Source organism: Escherichia sp. 94.0001, from assembly GCF_013369155.2.
Taxonomy (GTDB): Bacteria; Pseudomonadota; Gammaproteobacteria; order Enterobacterales; family Enterobacteriaceae; genus Escherichia; species Escherichia coli_F.
In genome coordinates this window covers 87,688-114,124 of record NZ_JABWMS020000010.1, presented here as the reverse complement: position 1 = coordinate 114,124, position 26,437 = coordinate 87,688, and the positions used below count along the sequence as shown (strand labels likewise).

The window sequence follows — 26,437 nt, the reverse complement described above, 5'->3', positions numbered from 1 at the left end:
GGAATCATGACCAAGTCAGAATTGATAGAAAGACTTGCCACCCAGCAATCGCACATTCCCGCCAAGACGGTTGAAGATGCAGTAAAAGAGATGCTGGAGCATATGGCCTCGACTCTTGCGCAGGGCGAGCGTATTGAAATCCGCGGTTTCGGCAGTTTCTCTTTGCACTACCGCGCACCACGTACCGGACGTAATCCGAAGACTGGCGATAAAGTAGAACTGGAAGGAAAATACGTTCCTCACTTTAAACCAGGTAAAGAACTGCGCGATCGCGCCAATATTTACGGTTAAGTTTTTACTCAAACTTGAACGCGAGAAAAGCACCTGTCGGGTGCTTTTTTCATTTCTCTAATCTGGAACTGGAAGCTGCCTCGCAGAGTTTTGAGCAGTTTTCACCCTGTCGTTAAATTCTTCTGAACGTGCCTCGGGGAACGCAAAACTCCCACCAGACAACCATTCAACAAAGTTGCACACTTTCTATAAACAGGGAGGGTGCATGAAAATAACGACAGTCGGAGTATGCATAATTTGCGGAATTTTTCCGTTGCTGATTTTGCCCCAATTGCCAGGGACAGTAACCCTTGCGCTTCTGACTATCTTCGCCTGTGTACTGGCATTTATCCCTGTTAAAACCGTCCGTTATATCGCGCTGACGTTGCTGTTTTTCGTTTGGGGCATATTAGCAGCAAAGCAAATTTTGTGGGCAGGAGAAACCTTAACTGGCTCGACGCAGGATGCAATTGTTGAGATCATTGCTACTGACGGCATGACCACTCATTACGGTCAAATTACTCATCTACAAGGTCGACGTATATTCCCTGCGCCAGGCCTCGTACTGTATGGCGAATATCTTCCGCAAGCGGTTTGTGCCGGACAAGTATGGTCAATGAAACTCAAAGTTCGTGCAGTTCATGGTCAACTTAATGATGGCGGCTTTGATAGCCAGCGTTATGCCATTGCCCAGCATCAACCGCTCACCGGCCGTTTTCTGCAGGCAAGTGTCATTGAACCGAATTGTAGCCTGCGTGCACAGTATCTGGCGTCACTACAAACAACGCTGCAACCCTATATGTGGAACGCGGTTATTCTTGGATTAGGTATGGGGGAACGGTTATCCGTCCCCAAAGAAATCAAAAATATCATGCGTGATACTGGAACGGCGCATTTAATGGCGATATCGGGGCTGCATATCGCTTTTGCGGCGTTACTGGCTGCCGGACTCATTCGCAGTGGACAAATATTTCTGCCTGGGTGCTGGATCCACTGGCAAATGCCATTAATTGGTGGAATCTGCTGTGCTGCTTTTTATGCCTGGCTAACGGGAATGCAACCTCCTGCATTGCGTACCGTGGTGGCGCTTGCCATTTGGGGAATGCTTAAGTTAAGTGGACGACAATGGAGTGGCTGGGATGTATGGATATGTTGTCTGGCGGCAATTTTGCTGATGGATCCTGTTGCCATTCTTTCGCAAAGTTTATGGCTCTCTGCCGCTGCGGTAGCGGCGCTGATTTTTTGGTATCAGTGGTTTCCCTGTCCGGAGTGGCAGCTGCCGCCAGTATTGCGCTCGGTTGTTTCCCTCATCCATCTACAACTTGGAATCACGCTCCTGCTAATGCCTGTGCAAATCGTCATATTTCATGGCATTAGTCTGACCTCGTTTATTGCAAACCTATTTGCAATTCCCCTGGTGACATTTATCACGGTTCCGTTGATCCTCGCAGCGATGGTTATGCATTTAAGCGGGCCGTTAATCGTGGAGCAAGGAGTATGGTTTCTTGCCGACCGGTCTTTGGCTTTGCTTTTCTGGGGGTTAAAGAGTTTGCCAGAAGGGTGGATCAACATTGCTGAACGTTGGCAATGGCTATCATTTTCCCCATGGTTCTTACTGGTGGTATGGCGATTAAACGCCTGGCGAACGTTGCCAGCAATGTGTGTGGCTGTAGGCTTGCTGATGTGCATGCCGCTGTGGCAAAAACCTCGACCTGACGAGTGGCAAGTGTACATGCTTGATGTCGGGCAAGGGCTGGCAATGGTCATTGCGCGAAACGGCAAAGCGATTCTCTATGACACGGGACTGGCCTGGCCCGAAGGGGATAGTGGGCAACAACTGATTATCCCCTGGCTCCACTGGCATAATCTTGAACCGGAAGGCGTTATTTTGAGTCATGAACATCTGGATCACCGGGGAGGGCTGGACTCAATATTGCACACATGGCCGATGTTATGGATCCGAAGTCCGTTAAACTGGGAACATCATCAGCCCTGTGTGCGTGGCGAAGCGTGGCAATGGCAAGGATTGCGTTTCAGCGCGCACTGGCCTTTACAAGGTAGCAACGATAAAGGAAATAACCATTCCTGTGTGGTTAAGATTGATGACGGGACGAATAGCATTCTTCTAACCGGTGATATTGAAGCCCCCGCTGAACAAAAGATGCTAAGCCGTTACTGGCAGCAAATGCAGGCAACATTACTTCAGGTACCTCACCATGGCAGTAATACCTCATCATCGTTGCCATTAATTCAGCGAGTGAATGGAAAAGTGGCACTCGCATCGGCATCGCGCTATAACGCATGGCGACTGCCCTCAAGCAAAGTTAAACATCGCTATCAACAACAGGGTTATAAGTGGCTTGATACTCCACATCAGGGTCAAATAACGGTCAATTTTTCAGCGCAAGGCTGGCGGATTAGCAGCCTCAGAGAGCAAATTTTACCTCGTTGGTATCATCAGTGGTTTGGCGTGCCAGTGGATAACGGGTAGAATATGCGGCTATTTCAACAAATGCTGGTTTTTTGAATGCATAACGACAAAGATCTCTCTACGTGGCAGACGTTCCGCCGACTGTGGCCAACCATTGCGCCTTTTAAAGCGGGTCTGATCGTGGCGGGCGTAGCGTTAATCCTCAACGCAGCCAGCGATACCTTCATGTTATCGCTCCTTAAGCCACTTCTTGATGATGGCTTTGGTAAAACAGATCGCTCCGTGCTGGTGTGGATGCCGCTGGTGGTGATCGGGCTGATGATTTTGCGTGGTATCACCAGCTATGTTTCCAGCTACTGTATCTCCTGGGTATCAGGAAAGGTGGTAATGACCATGCGTCGCCGCCTGTTTGGTCACATGATGGGAATGCCCGTTTCATTTTTTGACAAACAGTCAACGGGTACGCTGTTGTCGCGTATCACCTACGATTCCGAACAGGTTGCTTCTTCTTCTTCCGGCGCACTGATTACTGTTGTGCGTGAAGGTGCGTCGATCATCGGCCTGTTCATCATGATGTTCTATTACAGCTGGCAACTGTCGATCATTTTAATTGTGCTGGCACCGATTGTTTCGATTGCGATTCGTGTCGTATCGAAGCGTTTTCGCAACATCAGTAAAAACATGCAGAACACCATGGGTCAGGTGACCACCAGCGCAGAACAGATGCTGAAGGGCCACAAAGAAGTATTGATTTTTGGTGGTCAGGAGGTGGAGACCAAACGCTTCGACAAAGTCAGTAACCGAATGCGTCTTCAGGGGATGAAAATGGTTTCAGCCTCTTCTATCTCTGATCCGATCATTCAGTTGATCGCCTCTTTAGCGCTGGCGTTTGTTCTGTATGCGGCGAGCTTCCCTAGCGTCATGGATAGCCTGACTGCCGGTACGATTACCGTTGTTTTCTCTTCAATGATTGCGCTGATGCGTCCGCTGAAATCGCTGACCAACGTTAACGCCCAATTCCAGCGCGGTATGGCGGCTTGTCAGACGCTGTTTACCATTCTGGACAGTGAGCAGGAGAAAGACGAAGGTAAGCGTGTGCTCGAACGTGCGACTGGTGACGTAGAATTCCGCAATGTCACCTTTACTTATCCGGGACGTGATGTACCCGCATTGCGTAACATCAACCTGAAAATTCCGGCAGGAAAAACGGTCGCTCTGGTTGGACGCTCTGGTTCAGGTAAATCAACCATCGCCAGCCTAATCACACGTTTTTACGATATTGATGAAGGCGAAATCCTGATGGATGGTCACGATCTGCGCGAGTATACCCTGGCGTCTTTACGTAACCAGGTTGCTCTGGTGTCGCAGAATGTCCATCTGTTTAACGATACGGTTGCCAACAACATTGCTTACGCACGGACAGAACAGTACAGCCGTGAGCAAATTGAAGAAGCGGCGCGTATGGCCTACGCCATGGACTTCATCAATAAGATGGATAACGGTCTCGATACAGTGATTGGTGAAAACGGCGTGCTGCTCTCTGGCGGTCAGCGTCAGCGTATTGCCATCGCTCGAGCCTTGTTGCGTGATAGCCCGATTCTGATTCTGGACGAAGCTACCTCGGCGCTGGATACCGAATCTGAACGTGCGATTCAGGCGGCACTGGATGAGTTGCAGAAAAACCGTACCTCTCTGGTGATTGCCCACCGTTTGTCTACTATTGAAAAAGCAGACGAAATCGTGGTTGTCGAGGATGGTGTCATTGTGGAACGCGGTACTCATAACGATTTGCTTGAGCACCGTGGCGTTTACGCGCAACTTCACAAAATGCAGTTTGGCCAATGATCGAAAAAATCTGGTCTGGTGAATCCCCTTTGTGGCGGCTATTGCTGCCACTCTCCTGGTTGTATGGCCTGATAAGTGGCGCGATCCGTCTTAGCTATAAACTAAAATTGAAGCGCGCCTGGCGTGCCCCCGTACCGGTTGTCGTGGTTGGTAATCTCACCGCAGGCGGCAACGGAAAAACTCCGGTCGTTGTCTGGCTGGTGGAACAGTTGCAACAGCGCGGTATTCGCGTGGGAGTCGTGTCCCGGGGATATGGCGGTAAGGCTGAATCTTATCCGCTGTTATTGTCGGTAGATACCACCACAGCACAGGCGGGTGATGAACCAGTGCTGATTTATCAACGCACTGGCGCGCCTGTTGCGGTTTCTCCCGTGCGTTCTGATGCGGTAAAAGCCATTCTGGCGCAACACCCTGATGTGCAGATCATCGTAACCGACGACGGTTTACAGCATTATCGTCTGGCGCGTGATGTGGAAATCGTCGTTATTGATGGCGTGCGTCGCTTTGGCAATGGCTGGTGGTTGCCGGCGGGGCCAATGCGTGAGCGAGCGGGGCGCTTAAAGTCGGTTGATGCGGTAATCGTCAACGGCGGTGTCCCCCGCAGCGGTGAAATCCCCATGCATCTGCTGCCGGGGCAGGCGGTGAATTTACGTACCGGTACGCGTTGTGACGTTGCTCAACTTGAACATGTGGTGGCGATGGCGGGGATTGGGCATCCGCCGCGCTTTTTTGCCACGCTGAAGATGTGCGGCGTACAACCGGAAAAATGTGTACCACTGGCCGATCATCAGTCTTTGAATTATAAGGATGTCAGCGCGTTGGTAAGCGACGGGCAAACGCTAGTAATGACTGAAAAAGATGCGGTGAAATGCCGGGCCTTTGCAGATGAAAATTGGTGGTATTTGCCTGTTGACGCACAGCTTTCAGGCGATGAACCAGCGAAACTGCTTGCGCAACTAACCTCGCTGGCTTCTGGCAACTAGTTACGCCGCGGCAGCGTTCGATTGATGGAGTCATGAATGTCGCTGCCGCACCTCTCCCTTGCTGATGCGCGTAATCTTCACCTTGCTGCGCAAGGCCTGTTAAACAAACCCCGCCGTCGAGCGTCGTTGGAAGATATTCTGGCAACGATTTCCCGCATGTCCTTGCTGCAAATTGATACCATCAATATTGTTGCCCGTAGCCCATATCTGGTGCTTTTCAGTCGTCTGGGAAATTATCCTGCGCAGTGGTTGGATGAGTCTCTGGCGCGTGGCGAATTAATGGAATACTGGGCGCATGAAGCCTGCTTTATGCCACGTAGCGATTTTCGTCTTATTCGCCACCGCATGCTGGCACCTGAAAAAATGGGCTGGAAATACAAAGACGCCTGGATGCAGGAACATGCGGCAGAAATTGCACAGTTAATTCAACATATTCATGATAAGGGGCCGGTACGTTCAGCCGATTTCGAGCATTCTCGTAAAGGTGCAAGCGGCTGGTGGGAATGGAAGCCGCATAAACGGCATCTGGAAGGTTTATTTACTGCCGGAAAGGTGATGGTGATTGAACGGCGCAACTTCCAGCGCGTTTATGATTTAACCCACCGTGTCATGCCTGACTGGGATGATGAGCGCGATCTCGTTTCGCAAACAGAAGCAGAAATCATCATGCTGGATAACAGTGCGCGTAGCCTGGGTATATTCCGCGAACAGTGGCTGGCAGATTACTATCGGCTGAAACGTCCGGCACTGGCGGCTTGGCGCGAAGCGAGGGCTGAACAGCAGCAAATCATTGCTGTGCATGTTGAAAAATTGGGCAATCTTTGGCTGCATGCTGATTTGCTGCCGCTACTCGAACGCGCGCTCGCCGGAAAGCTCACTGCAACGCACAGCGCGGTACTTTCGCCTTTTGATCCTGTTGTCTGGGATCGCAAACGCGCGGAGCAGCTTTTTGATTTTAGCTACCGGCTGGAGTGCTATACCCCAGCGCCGAAACGCCAGTATGGCTATTTTGTTCTGCCGTTATTACATCGTGGGCAATTAGTTGGGCGAATGGATGCCAAAATGCATCGCCAGACAGGCATCCTTGAAGTTATCTCTCTGTGGTTACAGGAAGGCATTAAACCAACGACAACGCTGCAAAAAGGGTTACGTCAGGCGATTACTGATTTCGCTAACTGGCAGCAGGCAACGCGGGTGACATTAGGACGCTGCCCGCAAGGTCTCTTTACTGATTTCCGCACCGGCTGGGAAATAGACCCCGTCGCATAAATGATTATGATAAGATTTATGCATTCATAACCCGATCCATCTGGAGGAACTATGGATCATCGTCTGCTTGAAATCATTGCCTGCCCGGTTTGCAACGGAAAACTTTGGTATAACCAGGAAAAACAAGAGCTTATTTGCAAACTGGACAACCTGGCTTTCCCGCTGCGCGATGGCATTCCAGTGTTGCTGGAAACGGAAGCCCGCGTGCTGACTGCTGATGAGAGTAAATCATGAGTTTTGTGGTCATTATTCCCGCGCGCTACGCGTCCACGCGTCTGCCCGGTAAACCATTGGTTGATATTAACGGCAAACCCATGATTGTTCATGTTCTTGAACGCGCGCGCGAATCAGGTGCCGAGCGCATCATCGTGGCAACCGATCATGAGGATGTTGCCCGCGCTGTTGAAGCCGCTGGCGGCGAAGTATGTATGACGCGCGCCGATCATCAGTCAGGTACAGAACGTTTGGCGGAAGTTGTCGAAAAATGCGCATTCAGCGACGACACGGTGATCGTTAATGTGCAGGGTGATGAACCGATGATCCCTGCGACAATCATTCGTCAGGTTGCTGATAACCTCGCTCAGCGTCAGGTGGGTATGGCGACTCTGGCGGTGCCAATCCACAATGCGGAAGAAGCGTTTAACCCGAATGCGGTGAAAGTGGTTCTCGACGCCGAAGGGTACGCACTGTACTTCTCTCGCGCCACCATTCCGTGGGATCGTGATCGTTTTGCAAAAGACCTTGAAACCGTAGGCGATAACTTCCTGCGTCATCTTGGTATTTATGGCTACCGAGCAGGCTTTATCCGTCGTTATGTTACCTGGCAGCCAAGTCCGTTAGAACATATCGAAATGTTAGAGCAGCTTCGTGTTCTGTGGTACGGCGAAAAAATCCACGTTGCTGTCGCCCAGGAAGTTCCTGGTACAGGTGTGGATACCCCTGAAGATCTCAAGCGCGTTCGCGCTGAAATGCGCTAATTTCACTTCGCGACACTCCAGCCAATTTTGGGAGGAGTGTCGTACCGTTACGATTTTCCTCAATTTTTCTTTTCAACAATTGATCTCATTCAGGTGACATCTTTTATATTGGCGCTCATTATGAAAGCAGTAGCTTTTATGAGGGTAATCTGAATGGAACAGCTGCGTGCCGAATTAAGCCATTTACTGGGCGAAAAACTCAGTCGTATTGAGTGCGTCAATGAAAAAGCGGATACGGCGTTGTGGGCTTTGTATGACAGCCAGGGAAACCCAATGCCGTTAATGGCAAGAAGCTTTAGTACGCCCGGAAAAGCCCGACAGCTGGCATGGAAAACCACCATGCTGGCAAGAAGTGGGACTGTCCGTATGCCGACTATTTATGGTGTGATGACGCATGAAGAACACCCCGGCCCCGATGTCCTGCTACTGGAGCGGATGCGTGGTGTTTCGGTGGAGGCTCCAGCCCGAACACCAGAACGCTGGGAACAACTCAAAGACCAAATCGTTGAAGCCTTACTGGCCTGGCACCGTCAGGACAGTCGTGGTTGCGTCGGCGCGGTCGACAATACTCAGGAAAATTTCTGGCCCTCATGGTACCGGCAACATGTTGAAGTGCTATGGACTACGCTCAATCAGTTCAATAACACCGGTCTAACGATGCAAGATAAGCGGATCCTGTTTCGCACCCGTGAATGTCTCCCGGCATTATTTGAAGGCTTTAACGACAATTGTGTGCTGATTCACGGTAACTTCTGTTTACGCAGCATGCTGAAAGATTCGCGCAGCGATCAGTTACTGGCGATGGTCGGACCGGGACTAATGCTTTGGGCACCGCGAGAATACGAACTGTTCCGACTAATGGATAATTCTCTGGCGGAAGATTTGCTCTGGAGTTATCTGCAACGCGCGCCAGTGGCGGAGTCGTTCATCTGGCGGCGTTGGTTGTATGTGTTATGGGATGAAGTTGCGCAACTGGTCAACACCGGACGATTTAGTCGGCGTAACTTCGATCTGGCATCAAAATCACTCTTGCCGTGGCTCGCCTGACGAACCTTTCAGCCACTGCCAGATCCGGCCAAGCGTTTCATAGCCAACGCGGTCGCTATGCATCAACCAAACCGGAGAAGGGATTGCCCGTTCCCACGGATTAAGCGGCGAGTCGATGGCCAACTGATTCGCCGGGGCTGGTAGCGGATTTAACCCTTCCTGCTGAAAAAAGATCATCGCCCGCGGCAGATGTGATGCGGAGGTCACCAGCAGGAAAGGTGCGTCACCAATTGCCTGTTTCACTGCCGCAGCTTCTTCTTCGGTATCTTTTGGCAAATCCAGGGTGATAATTTGCTCGCGAGGGACACCCAGCGATTGCGCAACTCTTGCACCTACTTCGGCTGTACCCACCGTATTGGTTTTTGCTACGCCTCCCGTGAAGATCAGCTTTGATCCCGGATTTTCGCGCCATAAGCGGATACCTTCATTCAGACGTGGCAGACTGTTATTGATTAAATTCGAGCTCGGTGCCCATTGTGGGTTCCAGGTATAACCACCTCCGAGCACTACGATATAGTCCACTTTATGCGAATTATTCCATGTCGGATAGGTGCTTTCGATGGGACGCAGCAGGCGATCGGCTACCGCTTGCAAACTCAATAACAAGAGCGCCAGCCACCCAAGGCTAATAAAAATCTTCCCGGTTTTTTGAAAACGGCTAAACCACAGCAGCGCCAGGCCAGCGCCAATAATCAACAACATCAGCGGAAGTGGCAGCAGCATACCGCCAATCACTTTTTTCAGTGTGAAAAGCATCCTTTCTGGTTCCTTTTTTGACCATATAGCAAGGGATCGCCAGCGATATTACACCAGACGGGTTCATTCTCGCCGTGGCTGTGACAAAATAGCGTCTTTATCAGAAAACGTCTTAGCCAACCGGTGGAGAAAGCAATGCAGGATCGCAATTTTGATGATATTGCGGAAAAGTTTTCCCGTAACATTTACGGCACCACCAAAGGGCAGCTTCGACAGGCTATTCTGTGGCAGGATCTCGATCGCGTGCTGGCGGAAATGGGCTCACAAAAACTGCGTGTGCTGGATGCTGGCGGTGGAGAAGGGCAGACCGCAATCAAAATGGCCGAGCGTGGGCATCAGGTCATTTTATGCGATCTTTCAGCGCAGATGATCGACCGCGCAAAACAGGCGGCAGAAGCAAAAGGTGTGAGCGACAACATGCAATTTATACATTGCGCCGCTCAGGATGTTGCTTCGCATTTGGAAACGCCCGTTGATCTGATATTGTTCCATGCGGTGCTCGAGTGGGTGGCCGATCCCCGCAGCGTATTGCAGACCCTGTGGTCAGTGTTACGTCCAGGCGGTGTGTTGTCGTTAATGTTCTACAATGCGCACGGCTTGCTGATGCATAACATGGTTGCAGGGAATTTTGATTACGTGCAGGCGGGAATGCCGAAAAAGAAAAAACGGACGCTTTCGCCAGATTATCCACGCGACCCGGCGCAGGTTTATCTGTGGCTGGAAGAAGCTGGTTGGCAAATTATGGGTAAGACCGGCGTTCGCGTGTTTCATGATTATCTGCGCGAGAAGCACCAGCAGCGCGACTGCTATGAAGCATTACTTGAATTAGAAACGCGTTATTGCCGTCAGGAACCGTATATTACCCTGGGGCGTTATATTCATGTCACCGCGCGCAAACCGCAGAGCAAGGATAAAGTATGAGTGAATTTTCCCAGACAGTCCCCGAACTGGTTGCCTGGGCCAGAAAAAATGACTTCTCCATCTCGCTGCCGGTAGACCGACTCTCTTTTCTGCTGGCGGTTGCCACGCTGAACGGCGAGCGTCTGGATGGTGAGATGAGCGAAGGCGAGCTGGTGGATGCATTCCGCCATGTGAGTGATGCGTTTGAGCAAACCAGCGAAACCATCGGCGTGCGCGCCAACAACGCGATCAACGACATGGTTCGTCAACGTCTGCTGAACCGCTTTACCAGCGAGCAGGCTGAAGGGAACGCAATTTACCGTCTGACGCCGCTTGGCATCGGTATTACCGATTACTACATCCGTCAGCGCGAGTTTTCGACGCTGCGCCTTTCTATGCAGTTGTCGATTGTGGCGGGCGAACTGAAACGCGCGGCAGATGCCGCCGAAGAGGGCGGTGATGAGTTTCACTGGCACCGTAATGTCTATGCGCCACTGAAATATTCGGTAGCAGAAATTTTCGACAGCATCGACCTGACGCAACGTCTGATGGACGAACAGCAGCAGCAGGTGAAAGATGATATCGCCCAATTGCTGAACAAAGACTGGCGGGCGGCGATTTCCAGCTGCGAATTGTTGCTTTCAGAAACTTCCGGAACGCTGCGTGAATTGCAGGATACGCTGGAAGCGGCAGGTGATAAATTGCAGGCTAATCTGTTACGCATTCAGGATGCGACGATGACTCATGATGATCTGCATTTCGTCGATCGTCTGGTGTTCGATCTGCAAAGCAAGCTCGACCGTATTATCAGCTGGGGCCAGCAATCCATCGACTTATGGATTGGCTACGACCGCCACGTACACAAATTTATTCGTACCGCTATCGATATGGATAAAAATCGCGTCTTTGCTCAGCGGTTACGTCAGTCGGTACAAACCTATTTTGATGAGCCGTGGGCGCTAACTTATGCCAATGCCGATCGTCTGCTGGATATGCGTGACGAAGAGATGGCATTGCGCGATGAAGAAGTGACTGGGGAACTTCCTGAGGATCTGGAGTACGAAGAGTTTAATGAGATCCGCGAACAGCTGGCGGCGATCATCGAAGAACAACTTGCCGTGTACAAAACCAGACAAGTGCCGCTGGATCTTGGTCTGGTGGTACGCGAATATCTGGCGCAGTATCCGCGTGCGCGTCACTTTGACGTTGCGCGCATTGTTATTGATCAGGCGGTACGCCTCGGCGTAGCGCAAGCAGATTTCACCGGACTGCCAGCGAAATGGCAGCCGATTAATGATTACGGAGCCAAGGTACAGGCGCATGTCATCGACAAATATTGAACAAGTGATGCCGGTTAAGCTGGCGCAGGCGCTGGCGAATCCGTTATTTCCGGCGCTGGATAGCGCCTTACGTTCAGGCCGCCATATTGGCCTTGACGAACTGGATAATCATGCATTCCTGATGGATTTTCAGGAATATCTGGAAGAATTTTACGCGCGTTATAACGTTGAGCTTATTCGCGCACCGGAGGGGTTCTTCTATTTACGCCCACGTTCCACCACGCTGATCCCTCGTTCCGTCTTGTCGGAACTGGATATGATGGTCGGGAAAATCCTCTGTTATCTTTATCTCAGCCCGGAACGGCTGGCGAATGAGGGGATTTTCACCCAGCAGGAACTGTACGATGAACTGCTCACCCTGGCCGATGAAGCGAAACTGCTGAAACTGGTGAACAACCGTTCAACCGGTTCAGACGTTGACCGGCAGAAGTTGCAGGAGAAAGTACGTTCTTCGCTCAACCGTCTGCGTCGTTTAGGCATGGTGTGGTTTATGGGCCACGACAGCAGCAAGTTCCGCATTACCGAATCGGTGTTCCGCTTCGGAGCCGATGTGCGTGCTGGCGACGATCCCCGTGAAGCACAGCGTCGCCTGATTCGTGATGGCGAAGCAATGCCGATTGAAAATCATCTGCAACTCAACGATGAAACCGAAGAGAATCAGCCAGATAGCGGAGAGGAAGAATAATGATTGAACGCGGTAAATTTCGCTCACTGACGCTGATTAACTGGAACGGCTTTTTTGCCCGAACTTTTGACCTCGATGAGCTGGTTACGACGCTCTCCGGTGGTAACGGTGCGGGTAAATCTACTACCATGGCGGCGTTCGTTACGGCGCTGATCCCCGACCTGACCCTGCTGCATTTCCGTAATACCACGGAAGCCGGGGCCACCAGCGGTTCGCGCGATAAAGGTCTGCACGGTAAGCTGAAAGCGGGTGTCTGTTATTCGATGCTCGACACCATTAACTCGCGCCACCAGCGCGTAGTGGTCGGTGTGCGTCTGCAACAGGTTGCCGGACGCGATCGTAAAGTGGATATCAAACCGTTTGCCATTCAGGGCTTGCCGATGTCGGTGCAGCCGACACAACTGGTGACCGAAACTCTGAACGAACGCCAGGCGCGCGTGCTGCCGCTTAACGAGCTGAAAGACAAGCTCGAGGCGATGGAAGGCGTGCAGTTTAAGCAGTTCAACTCCATTACCGATTACCACTCGCTGATGTTCGATCTGGGCATCATCGCACGTCGTCTGCGCTCAGCGTCTGATCGTAGTAAATTCTATCGTCTGATTGAAGCTTCGCTGTACGGCGGGATTTCCAGCGCCATCACCCGTTCTCTGCGCGACTACCTGTTGCCAGAAAATAGCGGCGTGCGTAAAGCGTTTCAGGACATGGAAGCGGCGCTGCGTGAAAACCGTATGACGCTGGAAGCGATTCGTGTTACCCAGTCTGACCGTGACTTGTTCAAGCATCTGATCAGCGAAGCGACTAACTACGTGGCGGCGGACTACATGCGCCACGCCAACGAGCGCCGTGTTCACCTGGATAAAGCGCTGGAGTTTCGTCGTGAGCTTCACACTTCGCGTCAGCAACTGGCGGCAGAGCAGTACAAGCATGTCGATATGGCGCGTGAGCTGGCTGAGCACAACGGTGCCGAAGGCGATCTGGAAGCGGATTATCAGGCGGCCAGCGATCACCTGAACCTGGTGCAAACCGCACTACGTCAGCAGGAGAAGATCGAACGCTACGAAGCGGATCTCGATGAGCTGCAGATCCGTCTGGAAGAGCAAAACGAAGTGGTGGCAGAAGCCATCGAACGCCAGGAAGAGAACGAGGCTCGTGCGGAAGCTGCCGAACTGGAAGTGGACGAGCTGAAAAGCCAGCTTGCTGACTACCAGCAGGCGCTGGACGTCCAGCAAACGCGCGCGATCCAGTATAACCAGGCGATTGCTGCGCTTAATCGTGCCAAAGAACTGTGCCATCTGCCGGACTTAACCGCCGACAGCGCCGCCGAATGGCTGGAAACCTTCCAGGCGAAAGAGCTGGAAGCGACTGAAAAAATGCTCTCTCTTGAGCAGAAAATGAGCATGGCGCAAACCGCGCACAGCCAGTTTGAGCAGGCTTATCAGCTGGTGGTGGCAATCAACGGCCCGCTGGCGCGTAACGAGGCGTGGGATGTCGCTCGCGAACTATTGCGCGAAGGGGTCGATCAGCGTCACCTGGCAGAGCAGGTTCAGCCGTTGCGGATGCGCTTAAGCGAACTGGAACAGCGTCTGCGTGAACAGCAAGAAGCTGAGCGTCTGCTGGCAGATTTCTGCAAACGTCAGGGCAAGAATTTTGATATTGATGAACTGGAAGCTCTGCATCAGGAGCTGGAAGCACGCATTGCCTCTCTTTCCGATAGCGTCTCTAACGCCCGAGAAGAGCGGATGGCACTGCGTCAGGAGCAGGAACAGCTGCAGTCTCGCATTCAGAGTTTGATGCAGCGTGCACCGGTTTGGCTGGCAGCGCAAAACAGTCTCAACCAGTTGAGCGAACAGTGCGGCGAAGAGTTCTCCTCCAGCCAGGACGTCACCGAATATCTGCAACAGTTGCTGGAGCGTGAGCGCGAGGCGATTGTTGAACGCGATGAAGTAGGCGCGCGCAAAAACGCCGTCGATGAAGAAATCGAACGTTTAAGCCAGCCTGGCGGCTCTGAAGATCAGCGTCTGAATGCGCTGGCGGAGCGTTTTGGCGGCGTGCTGCTGTCAGAAATTTATGACGACGTTAGCCTGGAAGATGCGCCGTACTTCTCAGCGCTGTATGGCCCGTCACGCCACGCCATCGTGGTGCCAGATCTGTCACAGGTAACCGAGCATCTGGAAGGCTTGACCGATTGCCCGGAAGATCTCTATCTGATCGAAGGGGATCCGCAGTCATTCGATGACAGCGTGTTCAGCGTTGATGAGCTGGAAAAAGCGGTAGTGGTGAAAATCGCCGATCGTCAGTGGCGTTATTCACGTTTCCCGGAAGTGCCGCTGTTTGGACGCGCGGCGCGTGAAAGCCGTATTGAAAGCCTCCATGCGGAACGTGAAGTGCTTTCCGAACGCTTCGCCACGCTCTCCTTTGATGTACAGAAAACCCAGCGTCTGCATCAGGCGTTCAGCCGCTTTATTGGTAGCCATCTGGCGGTAGCGTTTGAGTCTGATCCGGAAGCAGAAATCCGTCAACTGAACAGCCGTCGCGTCGAACTGGAGCGGGCGTTGAGTAATCATGAAAATGATAACCAGCAGCAGCGTATTCAGTTTGAACAGGCGAAAGAGGGTGTTACGGCGCTGAACCGCATTCTGCCGCGTCTTAACCTGCTGGCTGATGACAGCCTGGCAGATCGCGTCGATGAAATCCGCGAACGTCTGGATGAAGCCCAGGAAGCCGCGCGTTTTGTTCAGCAGTTTGGCAATCAACTGGCGAAACTGGAACCGATCGTTTCGGTATTGCAGAGTGACCCGGAACAGTTCGAACAGTTAAAAGAAGATTACGCGTACTCTCAGCAGATGCAGCGCGATGCCCGTCAGCAGGCGTTTGCCCTGACGGAAGTGGTGCAGCGTCGTGCGCACTTTAGCTACTCTGACTCGGCAGAAATGCTTAGCGGTAACAGCGATCTCAACGAAAAACTGCGTGAACGTCTGGAACAGGCGGAAGCGGAGCGTACCCGCGCTCGTGAAGCGTTGCGCGGACACGCAGCGCAGTTGAATCAGTACAACCAGGTGCTGGCTTCGCTGAAAAGTTCGTATGACACCAAAAAAGAGCTACTTAACGATCTGCAACGTGAATTGCAGGATATCGGCGTGCGTGCTGATAGCGGGGCAGAAGAGCGGGCACGTATTCGCCGTGACGAGTTGCACGCGCAACTGAGCAATAACCGTTCACGCCGCAATCAACTGGAAAAAGCGCTTACCTTCTGCGAAGCAGAGATGGACAACCTGACCCGCAAACTGCGCAAGCTGGAGCGGGATTACTTTGAGATGCGCGAGCAGGTAGTGACCGCGAAAGCGGGCTGGTGTGCAGTGATGCGCATGGTGAAAGATAACGGCGTTGAGCGCCGCTTACACCGTCGTGAGCTGGCTTATCTCTCCGCTGATGATTTGCGTTCCATGTCGGATAAGGCGTTAGGTGCGCTGCGTCTGGCGGTGGCGGATAACGAACATCTGCGCGACGTGCTGCGGATGTCGGAAGATCCAAAACGTCCGGAACGTAAAATTCAGTTCTTCGTGGCGGTTTATCAGCATCTGCGTGAACGTATTCGTCAGGATATTATTCGTACCGATGATCCGGTGGAAGCTATCGAACAGATGGAGATCGAGCTTAGCCGTCTGACCGAAGAGTTAACCTCCCGCGAACAGAAACTGGCGATCAGTTCTCGCAGCGTGGCGAACATCATCCGCAAAACCATTCAGCGCGAGCAGAACCGTATCCGTATGCTCAACCAGGGTTTGCAGAACGTATCGTTTGGCCAGGTGAACAGCGTGCGTCTCAACGTGAACGTGCGTGAAACGCACGCCATGCTGCTGGATGTGCTCTCTGAACAGCATGAGCAACATCAGGATCTGTTTAACAGCAACCGCCTGACCTTCTCGGAAGCGCTGGCGAAACTGTATCAACGTCTTAACCCGCAGATTGATATGGGGCAGCGCACGCCGCAGACTATCGGTGAAGAACTGCTGGATTACCGCAACTATCTGGAAATGGAAGTTGAGGTTAACCGTGGTTCCGATGGTTGGTTGCGCGCGGAGTCTGGCGCACTGTCGACCGGTGAGGCGATTGGTACCGGTATGTCGATTCTGGTGATGGTGGTACAAAGCTGGGAAGATGAATCTCGCCGCCTGCGCGGTAAAGATATCTCTCCTTGCCGCCTGCTGTTCCTCGATGAAGCAGCGCGACTGGACGCCCGTTCCATCGCCACGCTGTTTGAATTGTGTGAGCGTTTGCAAATGCAGCTCATCATCGCAGCGCCGGAAAATATCAGCCCGGAAAAAGGCACCACCTATAAACTGGTGCGTAAAGTCTTCCAGAATACCGAACACGTTCACGTAGTCGGTCTGCGTGGTTTTGCACCGCAACTCCCTGAAACGCTTCCAGGAACTGACGAAGCGCCTTCCCAGGCGAGTTAAGATTGAGGCGGCAGCGATGCCGCCTTTCCTGTTTCTGAAAACTCCGTTTCTGCACTAAAAAAGTGCCACATTCTGGCGCGCTTTTCTTTAAACTTCTTTACATTAGGTTATGTAAAAACGTATCGGCGTTTATATACTGAAGATAAGCCTGATGAGTAACAGGCTTGCTCGTCATACTTTCGTGAGTATTGGCGTTGTACAGGCAAGTCGTAAAATAACAGCCTGGCTATTCAAAGTATGATAAAAACAGGGGGCAAGGGATGTTGCTTAATATGATGTGTGGTCGTCGGCTGTCGGCAATCAGTTTGTGCCTGGCCGTAACATTCGCTCCACTGTTCAATGCGCAGGCCGATGAGCCTGAAGTAATCCCTGGCGACAGCCCGGTGGCTGTCAGTGAACAGGGCGAGGCACTGCCGCAGGCGCAAGCCACGGCAATAATGGCGGGGATCCAGCCATTGCCTGAAGGTGCGGCTGAAAAAGCCCGCACGCAAATCGAATCTCAATTACCCGCAGGTTATAAGCCGGTTTATCTTAACCAGCTTCAATTGTTGTATGCCGCACGCGATATGCAACCCATGTGGGAAAACCGTGATGCTGTTAAAGCCTTCCAGCAACAGCTGGCAGAGGTGGCGATTGCCGGTTTCCAGCCGCAGTTTAATAAATGGGTAGAGTTGCTAACCGATCCTGGTATTAACGGGATGGCACGCGATGTGGTGCTCTCTGATGCGATGATGGGCTATCTCCATTTCATCGCAAATATTCCAGTCAAAGGCACTCGCTGGCTATACAGCAGTAAACCTTATGCGCTTTCCACGCCGCCGCTCTCGGTGATTAACCAATGGCAGCTGGCGCTGGATAAAGGTCAATTGCCGACGTTTGTTGCAGGACTGGCACCGCAGCATCCGCAATATGCGGCGATGCATGAATCTTTACTGGCCTTACTCAGTGACACCAAACCGTGGCCCCAACTGACCGGCAAAGCAACGTTGCGCCCAGGACAGTGGAGTAACGACGTACCGGCGTTGCGCGAAATATTGCAACGCACAGGCATGTTGGATGGGGGGCCGAAAATTACGCTACCTGGCGATGACACGCCAACTGACGCGGTAGTCAGACCATCCGCTGTTACTGTTGAAACAGCAGAAACTAAGCCGATGGACAAGCAAACTACGTCTCGTAGTAAACCTGCGCCTGTCGTTCGTGCCGCCTACGATAATGAACTGGTGGAAGCCGTTAAACGTTTTCAGGCATGGCAAGGATTGGGAGCAGATGGCGCTATTGGCCCGGCAACGCGTGACTGGTTAAACGTAACGCCCGCCCAGCGTGCTGGCGTGTTGGCACTCAACATCCAGCGATTGCGCTTGCTGCCAACAGAGCTTTCTACCGGGATCATGGTTAACATTCCGGCCTATTCGCTGGTCTACTATCAGAACGGCAATCAGGTGCTGGATTCGCGAGTCATTGTCGGTCGCCCCGATCGCAAAACGCCGATGATGAGTAGTGCCCTTAACAACGTGGTGGTAAACCCGCCGTGGAACGTACCACCAACTCTGGCACGCAAAGATATTCTGCCGAAAGTGCGCAATGATCCTGGGTATCTCGAAAGCCATGGCTATACGGTGATGCGCGGCTGGAACAGCAGAGAAGCGATTGACCCATGGCAGGTTGACTGGTCTACAATCACGGCCTCGAATTTACCGTTCCGCTTCCAGCAGGCTCCAGGCCCACGGAACTCGCTGGGGCGCTATAAATTCAATATGCCGAGTTCAGAGGCCATTTATTTGCATGACACGCCGAACCATAATCTGTTCAAGCGTGATACACGCGCATTGAGCTCAGGCTGTGTACGAGTGAATAAAGCTTCCGATCTGGCGAATATGCTGTTGCAGGATGCAGGCTGGAATGACAAACGTATTTCTGATGCGCTGAAGCAGGGCGATACGCGTTACGTCAATATTCGGCAGTCGATTCCGGTGAATCTCTTCTATCTGACGGCCTTTGTTGGTGCAGATGGTCGTACCCAGTATCGTACAGATATTTACAATTATGATCTGCCTGCGCGATCCAGCTCGCAAATCGTATCGAAAGCGGAACAATTAATCAGGTAAATGAAGCAGTTCGGGGAAATCAGTTGTCGTAATAATTAGCATGATCGGGGGCGCTTCTCTGCAGCCCCCGTCACTGCTGGGGTTGAGTCATCTTGACGTCTGCTTTACGGGCGGTTAAGGTGCCTCTTGTGCGCCAGAAGTGCATATAAACGATAACATTGACCTGTAGACTTGATTATCATGGACAAATTCGACGCTAATCGCCGCAAACTGCTGGCGCTTGGTGGCGTTGCACTCGGTGCCGCCATCCTGCCGACCCCGGCGTTTGCAACACTCTCTACCCCACGCCCGCGTATTTTGACACTCAATAATCTCCATACCGGAGAGTCAATCAAAGCGGAGTTTTTCGATGGCAGAGGCTATATTCAGGAAGAATTGGCAAAACTTAACCATTTTTTCCGCGATTACCGCGCGAACAAAATAAAGTCCATCGACCCAGGATTATTCGATCAGTTGTATCGCCTGCAAGGGTTGTTAGGCACCCGCAAACCGGTGCAACTCATTTCCGGTTATCGCTCCATTGATACCAACAATGAACTACGTGCCCGCAGCCGTGGAGTAGCGAAGAAAAGCTATCACACGAAAGGGCAGGCGATGGATTTCCATATTGAAGGTATCGCGTTAAGCAATATTCGCAAAGCCGCGTTATCTATGCGCGCAGGTGGTGTAGGATATTACCCACGTAGTAACTTTGTGCATATTGATACCGGGCCAGCACGGCACTGGTAGCAATCGCTTAACGAAACAGGGGCAGTATGAACTATCGTATTATTCCGGTCACCGCATTCTCCCAGAACTGTTCATTGATCTGGTGTGAACAAACCCGCCTGGCCGCATTGGTCGATCCTGGTGGCGATGCGGAAAAAATCAAACAGGAAGTTGATGCCAGCGGCCTGACACTGATGCAGATCCTGCTGACGCATGGTCATCTGGACCACGTTGGTGCAGCGGCGGAACTGGCACAACATTACGGCGTGCCGATTCTTGGTCCGGAAAAAGAAGATGAATTCTGGCTGCAAGGTTTGCCTGCGCAAAGCCGTATGTTTGGTCTGGAAGAGTGCCAGCCGCTGACGCCAGATCGTTGGCTGAACGAAGGAGACACCATCAGCATAGGGAATGTGACTTTACAGGTGTTGCATTGCCCTGGTCATACGCCGGGTCATGTGGTGTTTTTTGATGATCGGGCAAAACTGCTGATTTCTGGCGATGTTATTTTCAAAGGCGGAGTAGGGCGCAGTGATTTCCCGCGTGGCGATCATAATCAACTGATTTCTTCAATCAAAGATAAATTGCTGCCACTGGGGGATGATGTGACATTTATTCCGGGTCACGGACCATTATCCACACTTGGTTATGAGCGCCTGCATAATCCCTTCCTGCAAGACGAAATGCCCGTCTGGTAAAGGCGCATAAAAAAGCCCGCTTTTCAGCGGGCTTCATTGTTTTTAACGCTTACAGCACTGCCACAATCGCTTCGCACAGCGGAGCCATATTATCTGGTGTCATCCCGGCCACGTTTACGCGACCAGAAGCAACAGCATACACGCCAAACTCTTCGCGCAGACGCAGCACTTGTTCTTTTGTCAGGCCACTGAAGGAGAACATGCCGTTCTGTTTGATGATAAAGCTGAAGTCGCGGTTTGCGCCTTTTTCCTGCAGCGTATTGACGAACAACTGACGCATACGCTGAATACGCTGGCGCATATCAGTCAGCTCTTGTTCCCAAATCGCACGTAACGCATCGTTGCTCAGGATGGTGGCAACAACAGAAGCGCCGTGTGCTGGTGGGTTAGAATAGTTAGCGCGAATCGCCGCTTTCATTTGGCTGAATGCGCGATCAACGGTCTCACTGTCAGCAGCAACCAGAGTACAAGCGCCAACACGCTCGTTGTACAGGCCAAAGTTTTTAGAGTAGGAACTGGCAACAATCAGCTCTTTATGCATAGCCGCGAAAGCGCGCAGTCCTTCAGCATCTTCTTCCAGACCACGGGCAAACCCCTGGTAAGCGAAGTCAAACAGCGGTAACCAGCCTTTCTCAACGGAAAGTTGTGCCAGTGTCTGCCATTGTTCCAGCGTAGGGTCGATACCGGTTGGGTTATGGCAGCAGCCATGGAACAGCACTACGTCGCCAGCCTGAGCTTCGTTCAGGCTATTAATCAGTGCATCGAAGTCAAGGGTGTGATTTTCCGCATCATAATAAGCGTATTCACGAACTTCCAGACCTGCAGAGTTAAAGACGCTCTTATGGTTCGGCCAGCTTGGGTTGCTCACCCACACACGCTTAACGCTGGTATTTTTTGCCAGGAAATCGGCAGCCACGCGTAGTGCGCCAGTGCCACCCGGAGTCTGTGCCGTGCGAGCACGTTTGTCATTGATCAGGGCGCTACCTTTACCAAACAGCAGTTCCTGAGTGCAGCGACCAAATTCAGGGATGCCGTCAATGCCGAGGTAATTTTTGGTGGTTTCATTTTCGAGCAGATACTGTTCAGCCTTTTTCACGCTGGTCAGTACCGGGGTTTTGCCCGTCTCATCTTTATAGACACCAATCCCGAGGTTAATTTTGCCGGGACGTTCATCGGCACGAAACAGATCGGCCAGGCCCAGAATCGGGTCGGCAGGAGCGGCGGTAATGTTCTCAAACATGACGAGGTTCCATTATGGTTACAGAAGGGAAGTCCGCTATCAGGGTAACGGGAGATTTACAAAATTCCAACTATTACTGATGAAAACGCAGGCTGTTTTTGCAAGACGTGAGATTGCTCTGGAAGGCATAAAAAAAACAGGACCAAAGTCCTGTTTTTTCGGCATTTAACAAAGAGGTGTGCTATTAGAACTGGTAAACGATACCCACAGCAACGGTGTCGTCTGAACCTACGCCCAGTTTGTTGTCAGAATCGATCTGGTTGATGATGTAGTCAACATAGGTGGACATGTTTTTGTTGAAGTAGTAGGTTGCGCCCACTTCAAAGTAGTTCACCAGATCAACATCACCGATACCCTCTACGTCTTTCGCTTTAGATTTGGTGTAAGCGATGGACGGACGCAGACCGAAATCGAACTGGTATTGCGCAACTAACAGAACGTCTTGCGTTTTGTTGGCGAAGCCGCTGATGTTTGTAAATTTATTAGTGATCGGCGTAGCGTTACGGGTTTCACCGTAGTTCGCTGCCAGGTAGATGTTGTTCGCGTCATACTTCAGACCAGTAGCCCACTGTTCAGCTTTTTTACCGTTGCCAAGAGGTTGAGCTTCTTGCAGGTTGGTACGGTCAGCGGCGCCATATGCACCAACGATACCAAAGCCTTCGTATTCGTAGCTGATAGAACCGCCAACACCGTCGCCGTTAGAGCGGCGTGCAGTGTCACGCTCGTTTTTACCCAGGTACTGAACAGCGAAGTTCAGGCCATCAACCAGACCAAAGAAGTTGGAGTTACGATAGGTAGCAACGCCGCCAACACGACCAACGAAGAAGTCATCGCTGTATGCAGTATCACCACCAAATTCTGGCAGCATATCGGTGTAACCCAGTGCATCATAAACCACACCGTAGTTACGGCCGTAATCGAAAGAACCAACGTCAGCGTATTTAAGACCCGCGAATGCCAGACGCGTTTTGTTACCAGTTTGAGCGTCAGCGCCTTCAGAGTTGTTACCCTGGAAGTTATATTCCCACTGACCATAACCGGTCAGATCGGAATTGATTTGAGTTTCCCCTTTAAAACCAAGACGGGCATAGGTCATGTCGCCATTGCCACCGTAACTGTTTTCACCGTTACCCTTGGAGAAATAATGCAGACCGACAGCTTTACCGTACAGATCTACTTTGTTGCCATCTTTGTTATAAATTTCTGCAGCGTTTGCAGTACCTGCTACTAACAGAGCAGGGACGATCACTGCCAGAATATTGCGCTTCATCATTATTTATTACCCTCATGGTTTTTTTATGACACCTGCCACTGCCGTCAATAAGTTCTGTCAATAAAAATTTACGGAACTATTGATGAGAGTTTGGTGTCTTTATGTGTCTGCAGGCATCTTTCCATTCAAACTAACGTTTCGCTACCGTGAAAGTGCTACAAAGATAAAGATTTGGTTTCAAAAAGAAAAAATATGTAACTAAAAGTAAAATTTAAGGAACTTTGTGAACACCGTCATATTTCCATAGAAGCGTGATGATATTTACAGCAATTTTTATCTATTTATATGATTTCCTTATATTTAAATTAACTAAAAGGAAATTTTGTTTCTGATGGAAACTTTATCGACCTGGCACTAAATCCTCCTCCAGACATCCAGAACGCCAAAAAATAGTATGAAAATTGTGCTATCAGCTAAGAAAAAACTAATCCGCAATAAGAATGCGGATTATTTTTTGTGCGCAAATGTTGCAGTGTAATATTCCGTAACAGGATGATCGTTATGGCGGGGTTGCAAATAGATTGCTTGACTTAACAAACAGATAACTTGACAGAAAGGATAAAAAAAGAGCCAGCGGGCGCTGGCTCTTGAAGACGCTAAATTAGAAGCTGGCGTTACGCGGAGTACGTGGGAACGGAATCACATCACGCACGTTTTGCACGCCAGTTACGTAAGCAATCAGGCGTTCAAAACCAAGACCGAAACCGGAATGCGGAACAGTACCGTAGCGACGCAGATCGCGATACCACCAGTAATCTTCTTTATTCAGGCCCATTTCCAGCATACGCTCGTCCAGCACGTCCAGACGCTCTTCACGCTGAGAACCACCAATGATTTCACCGATGCCCGGAGCCAGAACATCCATAGCCGCAACGGTTTTACCGTCTTCGTTAAGGCGCATATAGAACGCTTTAATATCTTTCGGATAGTTTTTAACCACTACCGGTGCTTTAAAGTGTTCTTCTGCCAGATAACGCTCATGCTCAGAAGAGAGATCGACGCCCCAGTAAACCGGGTTTTCAAACTTCCTGCCGCAGTTTTCGAGAATGGTCACTGCGTCGGTGTAATCCACCTGCGCGAAATCGGCCTCAATAAAGCGTTCCAGACGTGAAACGGCATCTTTATCTACGCGTTCAGCGAAGAATTTCATGTCGTCAGCGCGTTCTTCGAGAACCGCTTTGAAGACATATTTCAGCATGGCTTCAGCCAGACCCGCGATATCGTTCAGGTTAGCAAACGCCACTTCCGGCTCCAGCATCCAGAATTCCGCCAGGTGACGGCTGGTGTTGGAGTTTTCAGCACGGAAAGTCGGGCCGAAGGTATAAATTTTGGACAATGCGCAAGCGTAGGTTTCGCCGTTCAACTGGCCAGATACGGTCAGGAAAGACTCTTTACCAAAGAAGTCTTTGTCGAAATCCACTTTGCCCTGATCGTTACGCGGCAGGTTTTCCAGATCCAGCGTAGAAACGCGGAACATTTCGCCAGCCCCTTCGGTATCAGACGCAGTAATCAGTGGCGTTGAAACCCAGAAGAATCCCTGCTCGTTAAAGAAGCGATGCAGCGCCTGCGCCAGCGTATGGCGAACGCGCGCGACGGCACCAATCAGGTTTGTGCGCGGACGCAGGTGAGCGACTTCACGCAGATACTCAATGCTGTGGCGTTTTGCCGCCATCGGGTAAGTGTCTGGATCTTCAACCCAACCAGCAACTTCAACCTTGCTGGCCTGAATTTCAAATTGTTGCCCCTGTCCTGGCGACGCCACGACTTTACCCGTCACAATGACCGAGCAACCGGTGGTCAGACGCAGAACGTCTTCATTGTAATTGGGCAGAGAATTATTGATGACAGCCTGTACAGGATCAAAGCAGGAACCGTCATAAACGGCGAGGAAGGAGATGCCAGCTTTTGAATCTCGGCGGGTACGTACCCATCCGCGCACGGTGACTTCGCTGTCAACGGCTACGCGGCCCTGGAGTACGTCGGCTACAGGCACAACGCTCATAATATTCTCTCTGTTAATAGTCGGAAAAAATAAACACTTGTCCACCCGTAAATGGGGGGATACCTATGTTACCTGGCATCTGCAATCAGACAAGCAGAATTCGCAAATGCAGCGAAAGATTTCGGAATTAAAGGTAAAAAAAGGGAGCCGATTAGCTCCCTGATGATATTAACTGGCTTTTTTAATATGCGGAAGGTCGAACGCTTTGCGCAGCGCCCGAACAAACGCTTTATCGTGGCAGATAGTTTTGCCAGGGCTGTCAGAAAGTTTCGCCACCGGTTTACCGTTACACTCAACCAACTTAATGACAATATTCAGGGGTTTTACCTGGGGGATATCGCAGGTCAGGCGAGTCCCAATACCAAAACTTAATTGCACGCGGGAAGAGAAATGGCGGTATAGCTCAACCGCTTTGCGTAAATCCAGATTGTCAGAGAAAACCAGCGTTTTACTCTGTGGATCAATTCCCAGCTTCTCATAATGTGCAATGGCTTTTTCACCCCATTCAACCGGGTCGCCGGAGTCATGACGCAAGCCCTGATAGCGGCTGGCAAATTCTACGCCGAAATCTCGCAGGAAAGCATCCATGGTAATACAGTCGGTTAACGCAATGCCAAGTTGGTCAGGATACTCTTCCAGCCAGGCAGCAAGTGCAGCTCGCTGGCTGTTGGCAAGATCCGGACTGATTTGCTGATGCGCCTGGAACCATTCGTGTGCTTGTGTTCCCATTGGCGTGAGGGAAAGCCGACGCGCCAGATCGTAGTTGCTGGTGCCTACGAACCAGGATTCCTGTTGCAGACGTTTCACGATGGTTTCTTGTACTTCACGAGAAAAACGTCGGCGGGTGCCAAAATCCATCAGATGGAAGCGCGACATATCAAGACCGGCGGTTAATGCCGAGAAGTCGGCTAATTTGCTTTCCAGCGTGTCGAGGGCTTGCGCGACGTCAGCTTGCGGTGAGCGATAGCGATGCACCATTTCACTGATAACCGCCAGCAAAGGAACTTCCCAGAGGATGACTTCACGCCACGGGCCGCTTAAACGAATATCCAGCTTGCCATTATCATTGGACACGGTGACTTGTTCCGGGTTAAAGCGGAATTCGCGTAGCCAGTTAAGATAGTCGGCCTTAAAGAAAGGCAGGGCAGAGAGCCACTGATATTCATCATCCTGCAGGCGCAGGTGCTGCATCGCCTGAACCTGTTCACGAATAGCATCGGCATAAATACCCAGCAGATCGTCACCTCGGCAACGAAACTCCGCCGCGACATGCACATCGTAATAGTGATGAAACACGGCTTGCTGCATATGCAACTTATAAGCATCTGTATCCAGCAACGAGTGCAGAACAGGAGAAGCGAATTGTGTCATAGGTGCGCAGTAGCGTCCTCGTACAGGAGCGTTTAGTACAATAAACATCTTCAGGAACTGCTGGAGTATACCTTGTT

At 51.3% G+C, this 26,437-nt stretch carries 20 protein-coding genes; 15 read left to right on the top strand and 5 right to left on the bottom strand.

The window, feature by feature from the left end; all coding sequences use genetic code 11:
• The first annotated feature begins 6 nt into the window (after positions 1-6).
• From ihfB to HEN33_RS07945, 8 genes are all read left to right on the top strand, one after another.
• The gene (gene ihfB, locus HEN33_RS07980; RefSeq protein ID WP_000167336.1) at positions 7-291 is read left to right on the top strand and encodes an integration host factor subunit beta; all 285 of its coding nucleotides are present in this window, start codon (positions 7-9) and stop codon (positions 289-291) included.
• A 205-nt stretch (positions 292-496) separates the two neighbouring features.
• Positions 497-2,761 (top strand): ComEC family protein, encoded by a 2,265-nt coding sequence (locus HEN33_RS07975; protein WP_176263449.1) that lies wholly within the window; start codon positions 497-499, stop codon positions 2,759-2,761.
• 36 nt (positions 2,762-2,797) lie between these two features.
• On the top strand, positions 2,798-4,546 hold the full coding sequence (gene msbA / locus HEN33_RS07970) for a lipid A ABC transporter ATP-binding protein/permease MsbA (protein WP_000551273.1): 1,749 nt from the start codon (positions 2,798-2,800) through the stop codon (positions 4,544-4,546).
• Complete coding sequence (lpxK, locus tag HEN33_RS07965) at positions 4,543-5,529, top strand: tetraacyldisaccharide 4'-kinase (RefSeq protein ID WP_176263450.1); 987 nt, start codon at positions 4,543-4,545, stop codon at positions 5,527-5,529. The genes msbA and lpxK overlap by 4 nt, the downstream gene beginning before the upstream one ends.
• 36 nt (positions 5,530-5,565) lie before the next feature.
• The gene (ycaQ, locus tag HEN33_RS07960) at positions 5,566-6,798 is read left to right on the top strand and encodes a crosslink repair DNA glycosylase YcaQ (RefSeq protein ID WP_176263451.1); all 1,233 of its coding nucleotides are present in this window, start codon (positions 5,566-5,568) and stop codon (positions 6,796-6,798) included.
• A gap of 51 nt (positions 6,799-6,849) precedes the next feature.
• Positions 6,850-7,032, top strand: a complete 183-nt coding sequence (gene ycaR, locus HEN33_RS07955; protein ID WP_000350058.1) for a protein YcaR — start codon at positions 6,850-6,852, stop codon at positions 7,030-7,032.
• Positions 7,029-7,775 (top strand): 3-deoxy-manno-octulosonate cytidylyltransferase, encoded by a 747-nt coding sequence (gene kdsB, locus HEN33_RS07950; RefSeq protein ID WP_000011611.1) that lies wholly within the window; start codon positions 7,029-7,031, stop codon positions 7,773-7,775. Before ycaR ends, kdsB begins: the two co-directional genes overlap by 4 nt.
• Before the next feature lie 153 nt (positions 7,776-7,928).
• Entirely contained in the window at positions 7,929-8,822 is an 894-nt protein-coding gene (locus HEN33_RS07945) for a YcbJ family phosphotransferase (RefSeq protein ID WP_000436922.1), read from the top strand.
• Here the strand turns inward: HEN33_RS07945 and elyC are convergent.
• The gene (elyC, locus tag HEN33_RS07940) at positions 8,799-9,578 is read right to left on the bottom strand and encodes an envelope biogenesis factor ElyC (protein WP_176263452.1); all 780 of its coding nucleotides are present in this window, start codon (positions 9,576-9,578) and stop codon (positions 8,799-8,801) included. The genes HEN33_RS07945 and elyC overlap by 24 nt on opposite strands.
• Before the next feature lie 135 nt (positions 9,579-9,713).
• Here elyC and cmoM point away from each other — a divergent pair, with 135 nt between their 5' ends.
• The 7 genes from cmoM (at position 9,714) to gloC (ending at position 20,474) form a co-directional block, all read left to right on the top strand.
• Complete coding sequence (gene cmoM, locus HEN33_RS07935) at positions 9,714-10,499, top strand: tRNA uridine 5-oxyacetic acid(34) methyltransferase CmoM (RefSeq protein ID WP_001360537.1); 786 nt, start codon at positions 9,714-9,716, stop codon at positions 10,497-10,499.
• On the top strand, positions 10,496-11,818 hold the full coding sequence (gene mukF, locus HEN33_RS07930) for a chromosome partition protein MukF (protein ID WP_001288847.1): 1,323 nt from the start codon (positions 10,496-10,498) through the stop codon (positions 11,816-11,818). The genes cmoM and mukF overlap by 4 nt, the downstream gene beginning before the upstream one ends.
• Positions 11,799-12,503 (top strand): chromosome partition protein MukE, encoded by a 705-nt coding sequence (mukE, locus tag HEN33_RS07925; RefSeq protein ID WP_001295347.1) that lies wholly within the window; start codon positions 11,799-11,801, stop codon positions 12,501-12,503. Before mukF ends, mukE begins: the two co-directional genes overlap by 20 nt.
• Positions 12,503-16,963, top strand: a complete 4,461-nt coding sequence (mukB, locus tag HEN33_RS07920) for a chromosome partition protein MukB (RefSeq protein ID WP_176263453.1) — start codon at positions 12,503-12,505, stop codon at positions 16,961-16,963. Before mukE ends, mukB begins: the two co-directional genes overlap by 1 nt.
• Positions 16,964-17,223: 260 nt before the next feature.
• Positions 17,224-19,071, top strand: coding sequence for a L,D-transpeptidase (gene ldtD / locus HEN33_RS07915; protein ID WP_176263454.1), 1,848 nt, complete (start codon positions 17,224-17,226; stop codon positions 19,069-19,071).
• A 180-nt stretch (positions 19,072-19,251) separates the two neighbouring features.
• Positions 19,252-19,800, top strand: coding sequence for a YcbK family protein (locus tag HEN33_RS07910; RefSeq protein ID WP_001295932.1), 549 nt, complete (start codon positions 19,252-19,254; stop codon positions 19,798-19,800).
• A 26-nt stretch (positions 19,801-19,826) separates the two neighbouring features.
• Positions 19,827-20,474, top strand: coding sequence for a hydroxyacylglutathione hydrolase GloC (gloC, locus tag HEN33_RS07905; protein ID WP_176263455.1), 648 nt, complete (start codon positions 19,827-19,829; stop codon positions 20,472-20,474).
• A 49-nt stretch (positions 20,475-20,523) separates the two neighbouring features.
• On the opposite strand, the gene aspC is transcribed toward gloC, so the two are convergent.
• From aspC to pncB, 4 genes are all read right to left on the bottom strand, one after another.
• Positions 20,524-21,714 (bottom strand): aspartate transaminase, encoded by a 1,191-nt coding sequence (gene aspC, locus HEN33_RS07900; protein ID WP_000462687.1) that lies wholly within the window; start codon positions 21,712-21,714, stop codon positions 20,524-20,526.
• 184 nt (positions 21,715-21,898) lie between these two features.
• On the bottom strand, positions 21,899-22,987 hold the full coding sequence (ompF, locus tag HEN33_RS07895; protein WP_000977917.1) for a porin OmpF: 1,089 nt from the start codon (positions 22,985-22,987) through the stop codon (positions 21,899-21,901).
• A 601-nt stretch (positions 22,988-23,588) separates the two neighbouring features.
• Entirely contained in the window at positions 23,589-24,989 is a 1,401-nt protein-coding gene (gene asnS / locus HEN33_RS07890; RefSeq protein ID WP_000117881.1) for an asparagine--tRNA ligase, read from the bottom strand.
• 168 nt (positions 24,990-25,157) lie between these two features.
• Positions 25,158-26,360: a nicotinate phosphoribosyltransferase gene (pncB, locus tag HEN33_RS07885; protein ID WP_001305916.1), complete on the bottom strand. Its 1,203-nt coding sequence runs from the start codon at positions 26,358-26,360 to the stop codon at positions 25,158-25,160.
• Positions 26,361-26,437: the final 77 nt, after the last annotated feature.